Source organism: Corynebacterium sp. NML180780 (assembly GCF_007786415.1).
Classification (GTDB): domain Bacteria; phylum Actinomycetota; class Actinomycetes; order Mycobacteriales; family Mycobacteriaceae; genus Corynebacterium; species Corynebacterium gottingense.
In genome coordinates this window covers 77,070-94,676 of the sequence record NZ_VNKN01000008.1, presented here as the reverse complement: position 1 = coordinate 94,676, position 17,607 = coordinate 77,070, and the positions used below count along the sequence as shown (strand labels likewise).

Annotated in this window: 15 protein-coding genes and 1 pseudogene; 7 read left to right on the top strand and 9 right to left on the bottom strand. The window is 67.0% G+C overall.

Features of this window, described 5'->3' with window-relative positions; all coding sequences use genetic code 11:
• Nucleotides 1–19: 19 nt before the first annotated feature.
• Nucleotides 20–695: pseudogene (locus tag FPP74_RS07020) on the top strand (TSUP family transporter).
• Between the two features lie 22 nt (nucleotides 696–717).
• Entirely contained in the window at nucleotides 718–1,320 is a 603-nt protein-coding gene (locus FPP74_RS07015; RefSeq protein WP_095535862.1) for a TetR/AcrR family transcriptional regulator, read from the top strand.
• Here the strand turns inward: FPP74_RS07015 and FPP74_RS07010 are convergent.
• Entirely contained in the window at nucleotides 1,313–2,776 is a 1,464-nt protein-coding gene (locus FPP74_RS07010; RefSeq protein WP_095535863.1) for a basic amino acid/polyamine antiporter, read from the bottom strand. The two genes, FPP74_RS07015 and FPP74_RS07010, sit on opposite strands and share 8 nt — an antisense overlap.
• Before the next feature lie 34 nt (nucleotides 2,777–2,810).
• Nucleotides 2,811–4,982, bottom strand: coding sequence for an ATP-dependent RNA helicase (locus tag FPP74_RS07005; RefSeq protein ID WP_144717676.1), 2,172 nt, complete (start codon nucleotides 4,980–4,982; stop codon nucleotides 2,811–2,813).
• 25 nt (nucleotides 4,983–5,007) lie between these two features.
• Between FPP74_RS07005 and thpR the strand changes: the two genes are divergently transcribed.
• Nucleotides 5,008–5,550, top strand: a complete 543-nt coding sequence (gene thpR, locus FPP74_RS07000; RefSeq protein WP_095275281.1) for an RNA 2',3'-cyclic phosphodiesterase — start codon at nucleotides 5,008–5,010, stop codon at nucleotides 5,548–5,550.
• A gap of 6 nt (nucleotides 5,551–5,556) precedes the next feature.
• Here thpR and FPP74_RS06995 read toward each other — a convergent pair whose 3' ends face one another.
• The 3 genes from FPP74_RS06995 to FPP74_RS06985 form a co-directional block, all read right to left on the bottom strand.
• Nucleotides 5,557–6,837 (bottom strand): esterase-like activity of phytase family protein, encoded by a 1,281-nt coding sequence (locus FPP74_RS06995; protein ID WP_144717674.1) that lies wholly within the window; start codon nucleotides 6,835–6,837, stop codon nucleotides 5,557–5,559.
• An 85-nt stretch (nucleotides 6,838–6,922) separates the two neighbouring features.
• Complete coding sequence (locus FPP74_RS06990) at nucleotides 6,923–8,269, bottom strand: HNH endonuclease signature motif containing protein (RefSeq protein WP_122086032.1); 1,347 nt, start codon at nucleotides 8,267–8,269, stop codon at nucleotides 6,923–6,925.
• 117 nt (nucleotides 8,270–8,386) lie between these two features.
• Nucleotides 8,387–8,689 (bottom strand): hypothetical protein, encoded by a 303-nt coding sequence (locus FPP74_RS06985; protein WP_122086031.1) that lies wholly within the window; start codon nucleotides 8,687–8,689, stop codon nucleotides 8,387–8,389.
• Between the two features lie 79 nt (nucleotides 8,690–8,768).
• Here FPP74_RS06985 and FPP74_RS06980 point away from each other — a divergent pair, with 79 nt between their 5' ends.
• From FPP74_RS06980 to FPP74_RS06965, 4 genes are read left to right on the top strand one after another with little or no spacing between them, the layout of a single operon-like run.
• Entirely contained in the window at nucleotides 8,769–9,482 is a 714-nt protein-coding gene (locus FPP74_RS06980) for an SDR family oxidoreductase (RefSeq protein ID WP_144717672.1), read from the top strand.
• Nucleotides 9,483–9,501: 19 nt separating this feature from the next.
• The gene (locus tag FPP74_RS06975) at nucleotides 9,502–9,795 is read left to right on the top strand and encodes a heavy metal-binding domain-containing protein (protein ID WP_095275276.1); all 294 of its coding nucleotides are present in this window, start codon (nucleotides 9,502–9,504) and stop codon (nucleotides 9,793–9,795) included.
• Nucleotides 9,788–10,081, top strand: coding sequence for an RNA-binding S4 domain-containing protein (locus tag FPP74_RS06970; protein ID WP_165765424.1), 294 nt, complete (start codon nucleotides 9,788–9,790; stop codon nucleotides 10,079–10,081). Before FPP74_RS06975 ends, FPP74_RS06970 begins: the two co-directional genes overlap by 8 nt.
• A 24-nt stretch (nucleotides 10,082–10,105) precedes the next feature.
• Complete coding sequence (locus FPP74_RS06965) at nucleotides 10,106–10,831, top strand: VOC family protein (protein ID WP_144717670.1); 726 nt, start codon at nucleotides 10,106–10,108, stop codon at nucleotides 10,829–10,831.
• Here FPP74_RS06965 and FPP74_RS06960 read toward each other — a convergent pair.
• From FPP74_RS06960 to FPP74_RS06945, 4 genes are read right to left on the bottom strand one after another with little or no spacing between them, the layout of a single operon-like run.
• The gene (locus FPP74_RS06960; RefSeq protein ID WP_255456092.1) at nucleotides 10,820–11,521 is read right to left on the bottom strand and encodes an alpha/beta hydrolase; all 702 of its coding nucleotides are present in this window, start codon (nucleotides 11,519–11,521) and stop codon (nucleotides 10,820–10,822) included. The genes FPP74_RS06965 and FPP74_RS06960 overlap by 12 nt on opposite strands.
• Nucleotides 11,515–13,365 carry a M13 family metallopeptidase gene (locus FPP74_RS06955; protein ID WP_144717666.1) on the bottom strand — a complete coding sequence of 617 codons (1,851 nt, stop codon included), beginning with the start codon at nucleotides 13,363–13,365 and terminating at the stop codon, nucleotides 11,515–11,517. Before FPP74_RS06955 ends, FPP74_RS06960 begins: the two co-directional genes overlap by 7 nt.
• 18 nt (nucleotides 13,366–13,383) lie before the next feature.
• Complete coding sequence (locus FPP74_RS06950; RefSeq protein WP_144717664.1) at nucleotides 13,384–14,253, bottom strand: cutinase family protein; 870 nt, start codon at nucleotides 14,251–14,253, stop codon at nucleotides 13,384–13,386.
• A gap of 5 nt (nucleotides 14,254–14,258) precedes the next feature.
• Complete coding sequence (locus tag FPP74_RS06945) at nucleotides 14,259–17,606, bottom strand: arabinosyltransferase domain-containing protein (RefSeq protein WP_144717662.1); 3,348 nt, start codon at nucleotides 17,604–17,606, stop codon at nucleotides 14,259–14,261.
• Nucleotide 17,607: the final 1 nt, after the last annotated feature.

Genomic DNA, 17,607 nt, shown 5'->3' with positions numbered 1-17,607 from the left:
CATAGTAGCGTTTACTGCCATGGGCACACTTCTCCTGCTCGCGGTGGCGTCGGCGGCCGCCGGGTGGATCGACGCCGTCGTCGGCGGCGAGCGTGCTGGCCACCAACAAGGTCGCGGCGGTGACCGGCACCGCCTCCGCCGCGGCGACGCTGGTGCGCAAGGTTGGCGTCCCACGGGTGACCTGGGGGTACGCGGTGGCGGCGGGGTGTGCGTCGGCAGGCGGGGCCCTGGCGGTCGCCCTGATCAGCGACTCCGTCATCCGCCCCGCAATCATCGTCCTGCTGCTGGCCGTGGGCGTCTTCATCACGCTGAAGCCCGAGTTCGGGGCGGAGGGGAACCGGCTGATCACCCGGCGGCGCGCGCTCATCGGGCTGGCCATCGCGGCCCCGGCACCGGCATGTTCCTCATTATGGGGTTCACGGCCGTGTTCACCCAGTCGTTCCTGCAGTCCGCCGCGATGGCGAAGGTGATCAACACCGCGACGAACACCGGGGCACTCGTGGTGTTCATCGCGGGCGGCTTTGTTGAGTGGAAGTTAGCGCTCGTGCTTGCTGCGGCGAACGTGGTGGGCGCCCAATTGGGGGGCAAGGACCGTATTGAGCGGCGGTTCAAAACTCGTGCGTATCGCGCTTTTGGTGCTCGTTGTGGTGCTCTGCCTGCGCCTCGGGTGGCAGGAACTGCTGACACGCTCCTAGGGATATGCCAGAATATTGACGTATGGCACACATTGATCGTGACGCAAAAGGAGACGGTTCCGCCAAGAAGCTCACCACCGAGGAGCGGATCTACGCATCCGTGCTCCGCATCGCGCAGCGCGAGGGGTTTAGCGCAACCTCCATCGACGCGGTCGTCGCCGATTCCGGTGTGGCCAAAACGACCATCTACCGTCGCTACGCGGACCGCAAAGAGATGCTGGTCGACGCGCTGGACAACATCGCCATCTCCATCCCCAACATCGTGGACTACTACTCCGAGGATGACGCGCTGACCAAGGAGGCGTTCCGCGAGTACATCACGGAGCTCGGTTCCTTCATCGAGGACAATGTGGGCACCCGCGTCTTCGGCTCGCTCATCGCCTCTGCCGACCCGCTCGTGGTCGCGTGGCGCGAGCGCTTCGAAGAGGCGTTCTACGACAGGTTCATCGAGGACATCGAGGACGCCCAGACGAAGGGCACCCTGCGCCCCGAGGCCGACCCGGGCGTCGTCGGCGCAATGGTCGTCGGTGCCGTGATTCTGCGCTCCACTTTTAACGTGGGCAGCGCGAAGCTGCAGGCCAAGCGCATCACCGAGGTGTTGTGGCCGGTGATTGGCGTTAGCTGAGGGTGAGTGTGCCGTCGATAAGCCTGAGCACCGCGAACGCGGCGCCGACGACAACGATGGCGACGACAACCCACTCGAACGCATTGAACAGGCGCTCCTTGTTGTGCAGGCGCGTCCACACGTACGGCACGATGCACGGCAGGACCGCGAGCGCGCCCAGCAGCACGTAGACCGGGTCCGCGGCGTAGACGAGCCACAGCGAGTAGACGAACCCGACCACGCCAATGATGAGGCTGCGGCGGTCGTCCGCGCGGGTGGTGGACGGCCCGGAGTCGTCGAAACGCTCGCCCGCGTGCGGGTGGCTCAGGCCCTTGCCGCGCGAGGCCAGCAGGATCAGGTACAGCGAGGAGAAGATGTAGGGCAGCAGGTACATGATGGTGGCCAGCTGCACCATCGCGTTGTAGGAGGCCTCGTTGGAAAAGAAGATGATGACAAAGAGCTGGATCACTACCGTGGAGATGAGCTGCGCGCGGAACGGGGAGCCCTCGTTGTTCGTTTTGCCCAGGGCCTTCGGCAGCAGGCCGTCGTTGGCCATGAGCACAATCGGCTCCGCGCACAGCATCTGCCACGACACGTAGGCGCCGAGCACCGACAGGCACAGGCCGATGGAGATGAACACGCCGCCCCACGGACCGACGACCGCCTCGAGGACCGCGCCCATCGAGTTTTCCGGCAGCGCCGCCAGCTCCGGCTGGGTGAGCACGCCGTAGGACAGCGTCGACACCGCGACCAGCAGCAGGAGGACGGAGAGGAAGCCGATGATGGTGGCGCGGCCGACGTCCGTGCGCGTGCGCGCCTGCTTGGAGTACACCGAGGCGCCCTCGATACCGATGAACACCCACACCGTGTACAGCATGATGCCCTGCAGCTGCTGGGAAAACGGGATCGAAGAACTTTCGCCCCAAAAGTCCAACGTGAATTTGTCCCAGGAAAAGCCGAGGAAGGCGACGAGGACCACGAAGCACAAAATCGGCACCAGCTTGGCCACCGTGGTGATCACGTTCATCACCGCGGCCTGCTTCACCCCGCGCGTGAGCATGGCAAAGATCGTCCAGGTCAGGACGGTCACCGCGCCGGCGAGCACCCAGTCGTTTTTAAACGCGGGCACGTAGTAGCCGATGGTGGAGAAGAACAGGGTGGCGTAGCCCACCTGCGCCATCACGGAGCCCAGCCAGTACCCTAACCCGCTGGTAAAGCCGATGAAGTCGCCCAGGCCCGCGCGCACGTAGGAGTACACGCCGGAGTCCAGGTGCGGCTTGCGACGCGCCAAAATCTGGAACACAAACGCGACAGAGAGCATGCCCACGCCGGCGATCACCCAGCCGATCAGCATCGCCCCGGGGCTGGCCACCGAGCCGATGTTTTGCGGCAGGGCGAAGATGCCGGAGCCGATGGTGGAGCCGATGATCAGGGAGACCAAAGTCCACATAGTTACAGTGTGGGCGCGGGTAGTCATGGCGAATAAGTTACCCGGCGAGCCCCCAAATCTGTTAGTTTTGGTGCTTTTTTGTGCGCGCAGTCGGCGTCGCGCTCCACGGGTCCTCCGGCCACGGGTGCTTGGGGTAGCGGCCGCGCATCTCCTTGCGCACATCCTGGTACGGGCCGTCCCAGAAGCTGCGGAGGTCGTCGGTGACGGCCAGCTCGCGCCCGGCCGGCGACAGCAGATGGAAGAGAAGTTTGCGCCCCGCGATCACCGGCGAGTCCGCCAGCCCGAACGCCAGCTGCAGCTTCACCCGCACGAGCGGTCGCCCCGTGGAGTAATCAATCCTGCCGATCGGCAGCCGCTCCGGCGCGAGCTCGTCCAGCTTCGCGGCCTCGGGCCACGGCAGCTGCCGCATGAGTGCGTTGCGCATATTGAGCTCGCTTATCGACGCCCCACCCGCCAGCTCGCCAACCTCCACCGAATAGTCGCCACGCGACACATCGGGCCACGGACTGCCAAGCGTCTCGTGCAGGAAGTCCAGCCGCTGCTTGAGCTTCTGCGCCGCGTCGTCGAGTTGGAGATCCTCCAGGGAGATCCCTTCGAGCGCCCCCTGCGCCTCTTCCGGCGACAGTTTCACGGGCGTCGACGACAGCTCGATCGCGCCGACCGCCCGAACCTTCCGCCCACGGACCTTCCCGTTGTGCAAGGTTGCTCGGATGGTCTCCTCGACGCGCGCTTCCGGCAGGTGATACGGCGCGGCCTCGCGGATGATGGCGCCGCGGGACGTCCTCTGCACCTCGGCGGCGGCGATCCACTCTTCTTTTCCTGCAAAAGTTGCGCGGGTGCCGCTGGCCAGCAGGTACTCGTCGCCGACCCGCTTTGCCACCCACTGCGGGAACGCAGTCGCAATCACGTCGCCGTCGGGGACCTTTGGGGTTTTCGGCACGAGCCGGGCGAGGCGCTTCGCGTCCATGTCGCCAAGCCTGGCGACGCACTCCGCCGCCCCCGACCCGTACTCCAGCAGCGCCGCCCCGAGCCGGGGGTCCAGCGGCAGGCTCACCAGTTTTCGGCCAAAAGTGGTGATGGCGTTGTCGGCGTCGAGGGCTCCGAGTTGGCGGAGGGTGGTGTGGGCGTCGGCAAGCGACTGCTCCGGCGGCGGGTCGAGCAGTGGCAGGTCGGGGGAGCCCCACGCGGCGATGGCGAGCGCGGCGCCGGTAAGGTCGCTGGTGGCAATTTCGGGCGAAATGTCCGCCGCGAATTTTTGGAAGTCATCGCGGGAAAATGCTCGAATGACGTGCCCCGGCCCGAGCCTGCCTGCGCGGCCCGCCCGCTGCTCCGCACTCGTGACGGCCTCCGAGACCGTGACCAGCCCCGTCATGCCGCGGTTGTCGCGCTTGGGCACGCGCGACAGGCCCGCGTCGACCACGCGGCGCACGCCCGGCACCGTGATCGAGGACTCCGCAATACTCGTCGCGACGACGACTTGGGAGCTTCCGTTCAGCGCCTCGTCCTGCTCGGCGGAGGAAAGCCGCCCGTGCAGGGGCTTCGCATCAGCACATGCGCCGTACACCAGGTCCACCTCGCGCGCGCCGGGGACGAAGACGAGGGTGCGCGTTGTGCTGGCCTGCGCCAACTGCGCAACGTGGCGGTAGAAGTCGCGCGTGCCCTGGACGCGCTCCGGGTGCGGCGCGTACTCGATGTCCAGCGGGTGGGTCACCGCTTCCGTGGACATGACGCGCGCGCCCATGTGCTGGGCGAACGTGCCCGCGTCGAGGGTGGCGGACATGGCGGCGAGGTAGAGATCGTCGCGAAGCATGGCGACCTCCATGCACATGGCCAGCACCAGGTCGGTGTCCAGCTGGCGCTCGTGGACCTCGTCGAGGATGACTGCATTGACTCCCTCAAGCCCCGGATCCTTGAGCAGGCGGTTGAGGAGTACGCCCGGGGTGACGAACTCGACGAGGCTGCCGTCGGCGTGCTCGCCGCGGATGGAGTAGCCAACTTTTTGGCCCAAAGCTGAACCGTCCAGGTGCGCCAGCCTCCTCGCCGCCGATCGCACCGCGACTCGCCTCGGCGCGGTGACGATGGTCTTGCCAACCTTGTTTGCAATCGCCGGCGGCAGCAGCGTCGTCTTACCCGTTCCGGGCGGGGCCTGTACGACGAGCGGGCCGGAATCGGGCAGCTGGTCCAGGGAATCCGCTACTGGCAGACCCTTTCCGATTTTCGCAAGGTCAAACATGAGTTTCCAGGGTAGCGTGAGGGGCATGAGACGTCTCTTCGCAGCGATCGTCCCACCGGCCGAGGTCACGGAGCACCTCATCACTGCCCTGCGCCCGATCCGGGAGTTCTCCGGCACGGAGGTGCGCTGGACGGACCCGGACAACTGGCACATCACGTGCGCGTTTTACGGCAGCCAGCCGAACGACGCCGCCGCGGTGAGCGACCACCTTTCGCAGGCGACGGCGTTTACCCGCCCGCTGCGCCTGCACCTGCGCGGCGCCGGCTGCTTCGACCGCCGCACGCTGTGGATCGGCGTCGGCGGGGACAAGGCGCCGCTCAAGGACCTCATGGCGGACTGCCAGCTCGACCCGGAACAGTGGCGGCGTCAGCGCGCCCACCTGTCCGTCGCCCGCAGGGGGACGAGGACGCGGGACATGCTGCTTCTCGACGACCACGCCCACGCCCTCTCCATCTACTCCGGCCCCGACTTCACCGTCGACGAGGTGCTCCTCATGGAGTCGCACCGCGGGCAAGGTCGAAGCGGCGGCCCGAAGTACGAGGTCGTGGACCGGTTCTACCTGCGGTAGCGGGCGCTACTTGATGGAGAAGATGAGCATCTCGGTGTCGTCCGGCTTGCCGCGGTAGCGGCCGTCGTTGCCCGGGAAGTTGTTGTCCAGGGCGGTGAGGTAGCGGCCGTCCTTGAGCTGGACGATGGTTTCCACGCTGACCAGCGGGAAGGAGAAGGGGTCGCCGACGCCGTACGCGCGGGCGTCGGACACCATGCCGATCTTGCCCGGGTTTGCAATGTTGAGCAGGTCCACCATCAAGTCCTTCTCCAAGGTGCTGCCCGGCTCCGCATCCTTGAAGCCCTTGACCTCGAAGACCTTCTTCAGTGCCGCGTCGGAGCCCAGGTTGTCGTCGCGCTCGAGGACGAGGAGGCGGCCGTCCTCGGTGAGGAAGGCGTCGCCTAGGTTCGCGTCCTCGGTCTCGGCGACGTAGTTCCAGGTCTTGCCGGTGTACTTGCCTTCCTCGGTGTCGAACTGGGAGACGACGCGGACGTGCTTGTCGGTGGCGTCGTCAAGATAGCCCTCGAAGATGGGGTAGAGGTAGCGCCCGTCGGTGGCCATGGACTCGAAACCCTTGGAGTTACGCAGGTTGGGGGTTTCCCCGTCCTTCAAGGCCGGGTTGGACGGGCTGGTGACGCCGGGGTAGGGGAACGGGGCGTCGAGAAGCGTGCCGTCCTTGTCAAGGTGCAGGATGTACGGGCCGAACTCTTCGCCGACCCAGAAGGTGCCGTCCTCGGCCTGGACGAAGGATTCGGGGTCGAAATCCGCGCCGGTGAGGAGGCGGTCCTCCGTGTCGTTGTTGACGATCTCCCACGGGATCTTGTGGTTCGGGTCCTTCATCCCGGCGAAGTCGAGCACCTCGACGCCGCCGACGCCCTGCGGGTCCTTGGCGGTTTCCGCGGTCTCCCAATTTGGCCTGACGTGGTAGATGCGCAGCAGGAAGTCGGAGGAGTTGTCCTTGGCGCCGAAGCCGTTATCAGGCAGGGCGTAGAAAGAACCGTCGCCGATCTCGATCATGCCGGAGAAGCCGGGGATGACCTGGCCCTTGAATGGGTGGGTCTGGCCGTTGCCGTCGAACGCGTCCTTACCGGAGTCCGGACCCGGCGCCTGGTAGAGGGCGTCGAGCTTCGCGCGGGCTTCCAGGGTCGGGCCGGTGGTGGTCTCGGTGGTCTCGGTGTTCTGGGTGGCGATCGCGCTGATCGCGCCGCCGACGAGTCCGCCGGCCACGAACACGCCGGCGATGGCGGCGATGACCTGTTCGAGCGTGGCGTCCTTGACCATCTGGTTGAGGGGTGCGGGGAGTTGCATGTGGTGCTACCTCGTTTTCGTTGCATGGTGGGTCGTGCCCAGCGAAGTTTAGGGCGCGTATCCACTTCGCGCTCGGTGAAAAGGACTAGCTCGGGAAAATCATTCCGTACTCCCGCTCGAGCGCCGCGATCCGCGCGTTGGCCTTCTCCTCGTCGTGGTCGCGGTCGAGCTCGTCCAGGATCGCGTGGCCCTTCGCGGCGAACTCGGCGGCGCGCGCCCGATTCCTTCGCACGCTGTCCAGGCTGGACCTCCATCGCGGGTGCGTCGGCACGGCTTCCTGGTTGAGGAGCCCCTCGGACTCGGCGAACTCGTACGTCCCGTCGGCGAACAGCCAGACCACCTCACCGGTCGCCCGGTCGACCAGGTACGTGGCCCGCTTATCGGTTTTCAGGTTGTGATGGTGCTGGCAGAGCGCGAAGAGGTTGTCCGGCGTCGTCGTGCCACCCCGGTCGAAGGGGATGCGGTGGTCCAGTTGACAGTCCGCCGCCGACCGGTGGCACCCCGGGAAAATACATGTGCCGTCGCGCGCCACGACGTAGCTGCGCATCTCCGCGGTCGGCGTGTAGCTCTCGGTACTTTTCCGCGAAATCTCGTCCAGGTCCACCTCGCGCGCACCGGCCCGTGCGATCCACTCGTCCAGCGCCGCCGTCGCCTCCGGCCCCGTCCACCCGCTCCCGGGCAGCTGCACCGGGTCGCCCGCCGCGCGCCCCTTCGGCGCGTAGACGTGGAGCACCGGGCTTACCGACGCCACCACCTCCCCCGTCAACAGCCGCACCACCGTCTCGGCCAACGTCAGCTTCTGCTCGCGCGCCACACGGAGAATGCTCTTCTTGCACTGGGCCGCGGTCACCTCGTCCGTGTTGAGCTGGACCACGGACTGCGACACCCCGCCCAAGACGAAGTCTGCGAACGTGACTGATGGCCCCGCAGCGGCTCGCTCTCGGCGGCGCTTCGGGTCGTAGGCGCGCTCCGGGTCGATCTGGCGGATAAGCTCGCGGATGCGTCTGGTGACGGTGTGTCTCCGGGGCATGTGTTGATCGGTTTTGGAGGGCGTGAAGAGGGCGGCCAAGGTGTCGTCGATAAGCGCGAAAGCCTCAGGGTCGACCTCCTCCCCGAGCTCGGCGAGCACCCGCTCGATGGCGGTGAGGTGCGACATGTCGAGCAGCTTCGTGCGGCAGTGGATCTCCTGGAGCTGGGGGAGGTGCCGCAGTGTGGCGTAGGCGAAGATGCCGTGTTCGACGAAGCCCTTGGACCACCCGGTGGCCTGCTGGATCTGGGTGACGCGCAGGTCGAAGTCCTCGATGTCGCCGTCGATGTACGGGGCGAAGACGGCGAAGTGGGCCTCGCGGGTGGCCTGGGCGGCGGAACTGAGTGGGTCGTCTGGTCGTTGGGTGCGGAAGTAGGTCGGTGGCGATGCGGTTGCGGTGGTCATGGTGTCCCCCCATCGAAGTGAAGTTTCCATCATGCTACCGAACGCACATACGACGCGCAAGGGTTATAGTGCGTCGACTCTGGCTACCAGGCAATATAGTGTTCGAATGTACGAAATTTAGATGTTGCGTTTGACGGTTGCGGGCACGCCCGCCACGAGGGAGTCCACGGTGATGGGCTGGCAGCCGGGACCGAACAGGGTGCGCGCCCCGATGTCCAGAATGGTGCAGTTGAAGTTCATGTAGCAGTCCGGTCCGAAGTGCGTGTTCGTGCCGTACTCCAGGTGGATCGCGGCCCACACGCTGGGGATTTCGCCGTTAGGGAACAATTCGGCCAAAAGTTCGCGGGCGCGCTTTGGGTCGGTATTGCTCGGAGCATTAAAGTCGCGGACCAGCGCCCAACCTGGCCCGTGGTCGGCCATCGCATGATCCTTCTTGCCACGTGGATCGCGGCCTGGATGATTTTCAGAGGGGCGCAATCGATCCTGTTAGGCTGATCACATGGGAAAGCAGCGAGTTGCAGTAGTTACTGGCGGTTCCGCGGGTATTGGCGCGGCGGCGGCCCGCGCGCTGGCGAAGGACGGGTGGCGCGTGGTCGTCGCGGCGCGCCGGCTGGACCGGTGCCGAGCGGTCGCCGAGGAGATCGGCGGGGTGGCGGCGGAGTTGGATGTGACGGATCAGGGGAGCGTCGATAGGCTTGCGGCCCAGCTGGAACGCGTTGACCTGGTAGTCAACAACGCGGGCGGCGCGAAGCAGCTGGACTACCTCAGGGACGCGAGCGATGCGGACTGGGAATGGATGTTTGCCACCAACGTGATGGGCACGATGCGCGTCACCCGCGCGCTGTATCCGCAGCTCAGGGAGTCTGAGGGGCTGGTGATCAACATCGGGTCGGTCGCGGGCACGGACGCTTACAAGGGTGGGGCCGGCTATAACGCGGCGAAGTACGGCCTGCGCGGCGCCACTCGCGCGTTCCGGCGCGAGGAGGCCGCCCAGCGCATCCGCGTGACCGAGATCGACCCCGGCCGGGTGAAGACGGACTTTTCACTCAATCGATTCGCCGGTGACCAGGAGAAAGCCAACGCGGTGTACGAGGGCAAACTCAATCTGTCCGCCGAGGACGTCGCGGAGGCGATCCGCTGGGTGGCCAGCTTGCCGCCGCACGTGAACATCGACAGTCTCAACATCATGCCGGTGGATCAGGCCGAGCGCTGACCTCGGCTAGAATGACTGCATGATCTTGACTACGACTCCGACCGTTGAAGGTCGCACCATCAGTGAATACATGCGCGTGATTGGCGGCGAGACCGTCATTGGCATCAACCTCTACCGCAGCATGAGCGCCGGCTACAACCGCCCCGTGGAGATCGCGCAGGCCCGCGACGCCGCGCTCAACGAGCTGTGGAAGCGCGGCGAGGAGCTCGGCGCCGACGGCGTCATCTCCGTGGCCATCGACTACGAGCCGCTCGGCCCGGACGGCGGCGCCATGCTCGTCTCCGCGACCGGCACCGCGGTGAAGCTTGCCTAGTATGGACGTTTCCATCTCCGGCGACTCCATCCGCCTCGGCCAGTTCCTCAAGCTGGCCAACCTCGTCGAGTCCGGCGGCCACGCCAAGGAGGCTATCGCTGCGGGCGACGTCGCCGTCAACGGGGAGGTGGTGACGTCGAGAAGCCATTTGCTTTACGACGCCGACGTGGTCTCCCTCGACTCCACCACCGCCACCGTCGTCTGCGGCGGGGAAGACGACGACTACTTCGACGAACGCACCGCCAACGACGACTTCGACCCGGAGAAGTGGCGCAACCTCCCCTAACCCGAACCTGCAAAGGAGCCTTGCATGCCCGCTTTCAGCGCGGAACCCGGTATGCCGTACTGGCAGGACCTGCTCACGCCTGACGTGCAGAAATCCACCTACTTTTACTCCAAACTTCTCGGCTGGGAGACCTCCGGCGAGGACTACCTGGTGGCCAAGAAGGAGGGGCTACCGGTCGCGGGCATTGTGCCGGGCGAGAAGCCGGGGTGGGTGACCTATTTCCTGGGCGGAGCCCCGGTGGAAAAGTTCGGCGGAAAAGTTGTGGCGTCCTCCGAGGTCTCCCTGGGCCGGATGCAGGTGTGCCAGGACCCGGCGGGCGGCCTGTTCGGTCTGATCGACCCGGCCGGTGAGGAGCAGTTCGTCGCGGCCGGCGAGCCGGGCGTGCCGGTCTGGTACGAGTACAGCGCCCCGAATCTCGCGGCGATCGACTTCTACGGCGACTTGTTTGACTGGGAGATCAAGGAGTCGGACGGCTACTACCTGGCGCTCGCGGAGGGCGCGCCGTTTCTGGGCATGCGCGTGCAGGAACAGCATGCGGGCTGGCAGAGCTTCTTCGGCGTGGCGAACATTTCGCAGGCGCGCCAGGAGGTCGGCATGCTGGGCGGGGAGGTGCTCGCCGGACCTGGCGATAGCCCCTTCGGGCCGATGCTGGCCATGCGCGACTCCGCCGGCGCTGCCTCCTTCCTCGTCGAGGCCCCCGAGCCCGCCCCGGAGGACTTCAGCGAGGCCGACTCGGTCCTAGAGCTCTAGAGCTCTCAAGAACTCCGCGAGGTCCCGGACGCGCCGCCGGGCCTCAGCCGGTGTCTGGATGTAGTGCGTGGAGTGGTACTCGTGGGCGTCGGGAATCTTTGCCCCGAGTTCGTCCTTCGTCCCCACCTGGATAAACGTGGGCACGCCCAGGTTCGCAACTTTTGTGGGAAAAGTGAGGGCTACGGCGTCGACGTCGCGCGGCAGCCGCTCGCTGCCCGTGGAAAACGCCCACACCGCGACCGTTTCCGCGCCCTGCTCGCGGGCGAATGCCACCGCGTCGTCAGACCGGTCCGACACCAGCACGGTGGCGCCCGACAGCTGCGCCACCGCCGCCGCCTCCGGCCGGAACCAGTGCTCCATCGCGCTGTCCGGCCCGTCCCACAGCGCGATCACCCAGGTCGCGGCGTCGTCGCCGTACAGCTCGCCGAGCGGGCAGCTTCTCGACGCCACCTCGCCCGTATACGCAACGCCCGGCATCGTATGGTCCACCGCGGACCCCAGCATGAGCATGGCCGCGTGCGTGATCCTGTCCGGCAGCAGCGCCAGGTACTGGGGCGAGTCCGGGTCGTACGTCGCCTCGATGTAGGAGACGAGCTGCTCCAACTGCAGCGCGTCCGGCAGCGGGCGGTCCACGCCGCCGACGTTGAAGTCCGGGTCGCCCTGGACGTTCTCCGGGTACTCGTCTACCAAATCTTCACCCTGTCCTCGGGGGCGATCCACATGGCGGAGCCCTCCTCGACGTCGAAGGCCTGGTATAGCTCGTCGATATTTGCGGCGATCACGTTGCAGCGGAACTCGTTCGGGGCGTGCGGGTCGATGGCCAGCAGCTGCGCGGCCATCTCTGGGCGGGTCTTGGAACGCCACACGCGCGCCCACGCCTTGAACAGCGCCTCGAAGTCGGGGTTCTGCTCGTAGTTGCGGTACGCCACGACGGCGATGCCGAGCCCGCCGAGGTCACCAATGTTCTCGCCGAGGGTGAACTCGCCGTTGACGCCCTGCGTCTCGGTCCCCTCGAGCACGCTGGGCACGAGGCCGTTGAACTGCTCGACCAGCTTGGCGGTCAGGGCCTCGAAGGCCTCGCGGTCCTCGTCGGTCCACCAGGAGTTGAGATTGCCCGCGCCGTCGTATCGCGAGCCCTGGTCATCAAAGCCGTGGCCGATCTCGTGGCCGATCACCGCGCCGATCGCGCCGAAGTTCTCGGCCGCGCTGGCGTCCGGGTCGAAGAAGGGCGGCTGCAGGATCGCGGCCGGGAAGGTGATGTCATTGACCACCGGGTTGTAGAAGGCGTTGACGGTCTGCGGGGTGGTGACCCACTCGTCGCGGTCCGCCGGCTTGCCAATCTTGCCCAGCTGGTAGTCGTGCTCGAAGGCGGAGCCGCGGCGCACGTTGGCCACCAGGTCCGCGCCGCTGGTGGAGAACTCGAGTCCGTCGAAGCTGCGCCAGTTGTCGGGGTAGCCGATCTTGGCGGTGAACTGGTCCAGCTTTTCCAGCGCGCGCTCGCGGGTGCCTTCCGTCATCCAGTCCAGCGCCGAGATCCGCTCGCGGTACGCGGCGACCAGGTAGTCCACCAGCTTGAGCATGTGCTCCTTGCTGGAGGGCGGGAAGTGCTTCTCCACGTAGCGTTGCCCAATCTCCTCGCCCACGAGGGACTCGGCCAGGCCGACGGCGCGCTTCCAGCGGTCCCGCTGCTCGGTCGCGCCGGATAGCGTGGTGCCGTAGAACTCGAAGTTCGCGGCGCCGATCTCCTCGGTGAGGAGGCCAGCGCGGGTGCGCAGGATGTTCCAGACGGCCCACAGCTGCCAATCGGCGAGCGTCTCCGGGCGGAGCATGCCCTCGAGGTCCTCGGTGTAGGACGGCATCATGTTGATCACGGTGCCGTCGGGAAGCCCGGAGGCGCGCAGCAGCGCCTGCACGTTGGTGGGCAGCGCGTCGAGCGTGGTCGGGTTGTAGGTGGCCATGGCGTCGCGGGAGCGCACCACGTCCCAGTGGCTGCCCGCCAGCTGCGTCTCCAGGTTGAGGATGCGCTCGGCCGCCAGCTCCGGCGTCAGGCCGAGCAGGTACTTCGGGTCCAGCACGCCGAGCATGCGTGCCACGTGCTCCTTGTACGCGGCGAGCGTTTCGGCGTGTTCCTCGGAGCGGTAGTAGGCCTCATCGGGCAGTCCCAGGCCGGACTGGATGAGGTACGGCACGGAGTCCTCGCCCTGCGAGTCCTTCGCTACCCAGTAGGTCAGCGGGCCGCCGACGCCGCTGCGCTCGAGGGCGCCGAGCGCCGCGACGAACTCCTCGACGGTGGTCACGGACAGCGCGTCCAGGTCCTCCTGGAGCGGGGCCGTGCCAGCGGCGTTGATGGCGTCGGTGTCCATGAAGGAGGTGTACAGGTCGCCCCCGCGGCCCGCGCCCTCCTGCAGCAGTGCGTGGACGTCCTCCTCCGACTTGTCGCGCAGCGCGTAGAAGGATCCGTCGATGCCGCGGTCTGCGGGGATCTCGTGCTCGCGCACCCAGTCCCCGTTGACTAGCTCAAATAGGTCATGCATGCCCCCACTGTAACGGGTTTAGGCGTGCGAGATGATCCAGTTCGACGCTTCCTGCTGGTCCGCCAGCGTGTACTGGCCGTGGGCGCCCATGCCGGTGAACACGCCCAGCGCGCCGATGCCCAGGTTGCTCAGCAGGACGTTGAACTTTTTCAGCGGAAGTTTGCCGGCGCGCAGGTCGGTGGCCAGTGCGGGCTCGACAAGCGGGCGGTACTGGGCGTCGGTGGAGCAGACGATGTCGCGCGGGTTGCAGATCTCCAGGACCCGCTCGCCGAGCTCGCCGTAGCCGCCCTTGAGCTCGCCGAGCGCGCCGCGGGACTCGGGGGCCGTGATGCGGGAGAGCACCGCGCCGTTGCCGCCCTGGTACGGGTTGGCAAACAGGGCGGCGGAGTCGACCCGGTCCGGGGTAATTGGGCCGTTGCCGTGGGCGATGTCGCGCATGAGGCGCGACGCAATGTCCGCACCGAGCGAGTAGCCGGTGAAGCTGAAGGTGGCGCCCGGGCAGGAGGCGGAGAGGCGCTTCACGGTGCGCACCGTCTCGTTGTACCCGTCCGCGGAGGACGCGTAGTAGTTGTTCGCCGCAAACGGGGTGGCGCTGTAGGACACCCACAGCGGCTGGACGCTTCCGCCCGTCCCCAGCTGGGTGAAGATGCCGGTGAGGAACACGTTGCCGCCGTGCGGCACCGCGTTGGGGATGCCGGGGGCGGTGTTGGCACCGCCCGGGATGGCAATGAGGTATTGGTCGGTGCAGCCCTGCTGCTCCACCAGCTGGCCCGCGTTGTCGGACGGCTGGATGGGCGCGGGGACCGCCTGCTCATCGGCCGCGGCGGAGGTCGGCGCCAGGGCGATGAGGGCAGCGGCAACTGCGGCAGCGAGACGGGAACGGCGCATTCGTCTTACTCTTCCGGGTCACGGATCTTCATCGGGCCCGGAGTCCACCAGCCCGATCGGACGACCTCATCGTAGTCTATCTGGGCGTTGTTTGGGATGTCACCGACGGAGTTCGTCCTGCGCTCGTACTTCGCGGCGGAACCCCAGTCGCGCTGCCAGTCGTTGCGCAGGTAGCCGGGGATCTCGTAGGAGTAGTTCACGGCCTCCGCGGTGGACAGCGCGCCGCCGCCCAAGAAGTCCATGAAGCCGGACAGCTGCTGCTTGCCCGGGGCGTCCGGCATGATGCGGTACTCCGGGATCTCGGTCACGCCGGCGTAGTGGCTGAACGTGCGCTGGCACGGGTACTGGAAGGCGACGGACCAGTCGAGCAGGCCGGGGGTGTCGTCGTCGAAGCGCTCGTTGAGCGGGGACAGGTGCGGGTTGCGCAGCGGGGTGATGGCCAGCCAGTCCTCCTGGGCAAGCGAGGCGTCCTCGGCCACCAGGCGCGCCACGTCCGCGTCCTCCGGCAGGTCCGCCAGCGGCAGGCGCAGGTTGCGCCACAGCGGGGTCGGGCCCTGGTCCAGCATCTCCTTCTCGCCCAGCTTGGTGATGCTGCCGTCGTCGGCGCGCTTGCCGTACTCCAGGACCAGCTCGGTGCCTTCCTGCTCGACGCCGTTGATGTCGTGGTGCTTGATGCGACCGGCGACGGAAGTGACGAGGAGCGGGGAATCGTCGTGAAGCTCCGGCAGCTCGTACCAGGAGGTCTTGAGCTTGGCGGACGCCTTCGGCTCGTCCTCGAAGGTGCCCAGCACCGGCACGCGCGTGTAGTCCAGGTTGAACGGCAGGCGGACGGTGGAGCCGTTGATGCCGCGCATGGACTTCGGGCGGTTGCCCTGCGTGTGCGTCGTGGTGGTGGATTGCGCCTCCTCGGTCAGGTCCTTGGAGTCCGGCGCGTCCTCCTCCGTCTCCGTGCCGTCGGTGCCAGCGCTTGTCGACGACGCGTCCTTCTCCACCGCCGACGCCTCCGAGCGCGATTCCTGCTGCGTATCGGAGGAGTTCGCGTTCTCGCTGACGATGAAGGCCGGCACGCCGTCGGGCGTGAACCCGCGGTTCTCGTCGCCGGAGTCGAGCGACTTGCCCAGCGGGACGCCGTCGGCCGGGGTGAGGAAGGAATCGTTGGTGTCGTCCTCCAGCAGTACATCGTTTGCAAGCGCGCAGGTGTCGCCGGCGAACGACTTCACGTTGCCCATGCCCACCGAGTAGGCGGGGGCCTGGGACGCGAACGCCTTAGCAAAGGTGAGGCAGGAGAAGGCGACCATCGCCACCGCCATCACGGCGATGGGGGCAGCCATGATGCCGGTCCAGGCCCCGCCGACGCGCTTCTCGGTCTGGTCCTTGCGGAAGGACTGGACCACGCCCACCAGGGCGACGAGCAGGGCGAGGATGAGCATGACCTTGTTCGCCTCGACCGCCTTGAGCTGGACGGTCTTATCCCACCACGGGACGCCGAAGGAGGAGACGTACCACCAGGCGTTCCAGCCGGCGAGGGTGAGCGCCATGAGGAACAGGACCGCGGCGATGGCGAAGGTGCGGTTGCGCTTGGACTGCAGCGCGATGTGGGAAAGTACCACGGCGCCGAGCGCGGCGACAGCGCCGCCCAGGCCCGCGTAGATGCCAAAGTGGTGGGTCCACTTCGTCGGCGTGAACATGAGGAAGAACGCGGACAGGCCCACGATCAGCAGCATCCGCAGCGTCACGTCCTTGGCCACCCCGGGCACCTTGCCAAAGCGGGCGACCGCCCAGGAGATAAGGATGAGGCAGAAGAAGAACACGAACATGGGGAAGCGGCGCGACATCGCGCCGTCCACGGACTGCTGGAAGAGCGTGCCGTAGCGGACCCACTCGGAGAACCACTCGAGGGCCGGACCGACCTGGCTGCGCACCGACGTGGACTCGAGCACGGTGGCCAGCGTCTGGTCCTTGAAGATGGGCACGAACACCGCCAGGCCGGCGCCCAGGAACACGGCCACGTAGGCCAGGCCCGGGGCGATGTGGCGGCGCCGGTTCATGATGCGGAACACAGCCGGCAGGCTGACCAGGAAGATGCCCACGGCGGCGAGGCCGGTCGGGCCGCAGGCCAGGGTGATCGCGGCGGTCACCGTGCCCCACGCGGCGGGGGCGAGCCGGTCGGAGGCGATGGAGCGCTCAAACATGGCCCAGGTGGCAATCACGCCGAGCGCGATGATCGGCTCCGGTCGCAGCCCGTTGTTGTACGGCAGCCAGAACGCCAGGAAGACGAAGGCGGCGGTCCAGTGGGCCACCTTGCGGTCCGCCACCACCGAGCCGAGGCGCGGCAGGATCTCGCGCGAGAGGATCCACCAGGTGAGGATCGCGGCGAGCAGCGTGGGCAGGCGCATCCACATGGACGCGGTGGTCACCTTGGACAGCAGGGCGAGGACGTCGTAGAACGGGGAGCCGAACGGGGCCTCGGGCACGCCGTACCAGCGGTAGTAGTTCGCCATGTAGTCCGAGTCGTTGGACACGCGGGCCATGGTGAGCAGGAAGCCGTCATCGGAGGTGTTCGCGCCGAAGACGTGCCAGAACGCGAGGATGGCGAGCACGACGGCGTCGAGAAGCGTGAAGGTGCGCCAGCGGGGGCCGAAGGCTGGCAGGCGCTTCCCGTCGTAGCGGTCCAGGCGGCGCAGGGCCCACAGGCCGATCAGGGCGGCGATGAGGCCGCCGACCATGCTGAGCAGCTTGACGGTGGTGGGGGAGGAGGTGAAGCGAGAGTTCACGTCGACGGTGGCGGTGAGGCCGGCGTCGATAAGCTTCTGCGAAGCCTCGGGCTTGAGCTCGGTGTACAGGCCGGTGAGCTGGGGCCGGTAGTCATCGTCCGACTCCTCCACGAAGGTGGTGCCGGGGATGGCGGCGGTCATGCCCTCGTCGGTCTGGCGGATCTCCAGGCGCGCGTCGGCGGGCAGGGAGCGGACCTCGTCGGGGGTCAGCTCGAAGACGACGTCATTGAGTGAGGAGACCACCAGGCCGCCCTCGGGGGCGGTGATGAACAGGCCGCGGTCCGTCGCCTCATTGGAGGATTCCGGGAGGGTGGACAGGATCGTGGTCTGGCCATCGCGCAGCTCGTCGACCGCGCTGAGCGGAATGGTTAGCGACACGTCCTGCGGCGCGAGCGAGATCAGCGGCGCGTTGACGGAGGCGACGCTGCCCTGCTGCGGCCAGGAAATCTTTGACTGCACCTGGTTGACGGGCAGGAAGGGGGTGAGGACCAGCAGGACGAAGGCGATCAGACCGGAAACGATCGCGGTGTAGACCAGCGACTTCGGAGCTTTTGGTTGAACATTTGAAACGGTTGCCACG

Coding starts and splice junctions, on each gene's coding strand:
- FPP74_RS07015 (WP_095535862.1), top strand. CDS start 718: ATGGCACACATTGATCGTGACGCAAAAGGAGACGGTTCCGCCAAGAAG.
- FPP74_RS07010 (WP_095535863.1), bottom strand. CDS start 2,776: ATGACTACCCGCGCCCACACTGTAACTATGTGGACTTTGGTCTCCCTG.
- FPP74_RS07005 (WP_144717676.1), bottom strand. CDS start 4,982: ATGTTTGACCTTGCGAAAATCGGAAAGGGTCTGCCAGTAGCGGATTCC.
- thpR (WP_095275281.1), top strand. CDS start 5,008: ATGAGACGTCTCTTCGCAGCGATCGTCCCACCGGCCGAGGTCACGGAG.
- FPP74_RS06995 (WP_144717674.1), bottom strand. CDS start 6,837: ATGCAACTCCCCGCACCCCTCAACCAGATGGTCAAGGACGCCACGCTC.
- FPP74_RS06990 (WP_122086032.1), bottom strand. CDS start 8,269: ATGACCACCGCAACCGCATCGCCACCGACCTACTTCCGCACCCAACGA.
- FPP74_RS06985 (WP_122086031.1), bottom strand. CDS start 8,689: ATGGCCGACCACGGGCCAGGTTGGGCGCTGGTCCGCGACTTTAATGCT.
- FPP74_RS06980 (WP_144717672.1), top strand. CDS start 8,769: ATGGGAAAGCAGCGAGTTGCAGTAGTTACTGGCGGTTCCGCGGGTATT.
- FPP74_RS06975 (WP_095275276.1), top strand. CDS start 9,502: ATGATCTTGACTACGACTCCGACCGTTGAAGGTCGCACCATCAGTGAA.
- FPP74_RS06965 (WP_144717670.1), top strand. CDS start 10,106: ATGCCCGCTTTCAGCGCGGAACCCGGTATGCCGTACTGGCAGGACCTG.
- FPP74_RS06955 (WP_144717666.1), bottom strand. CDS start 13,365: ATGCATGACCTATTTGAGCTAGTCAACGGGGACTGGGTGCGCGAGCAC.
- FPP74_RS06950 (WP_144717664.1), bottom strand. CDS start 14,253: ATGCGCCGTTCCCGTCTCGCTGCCGCAGTTGCCGCTGCCCTCATCGCC.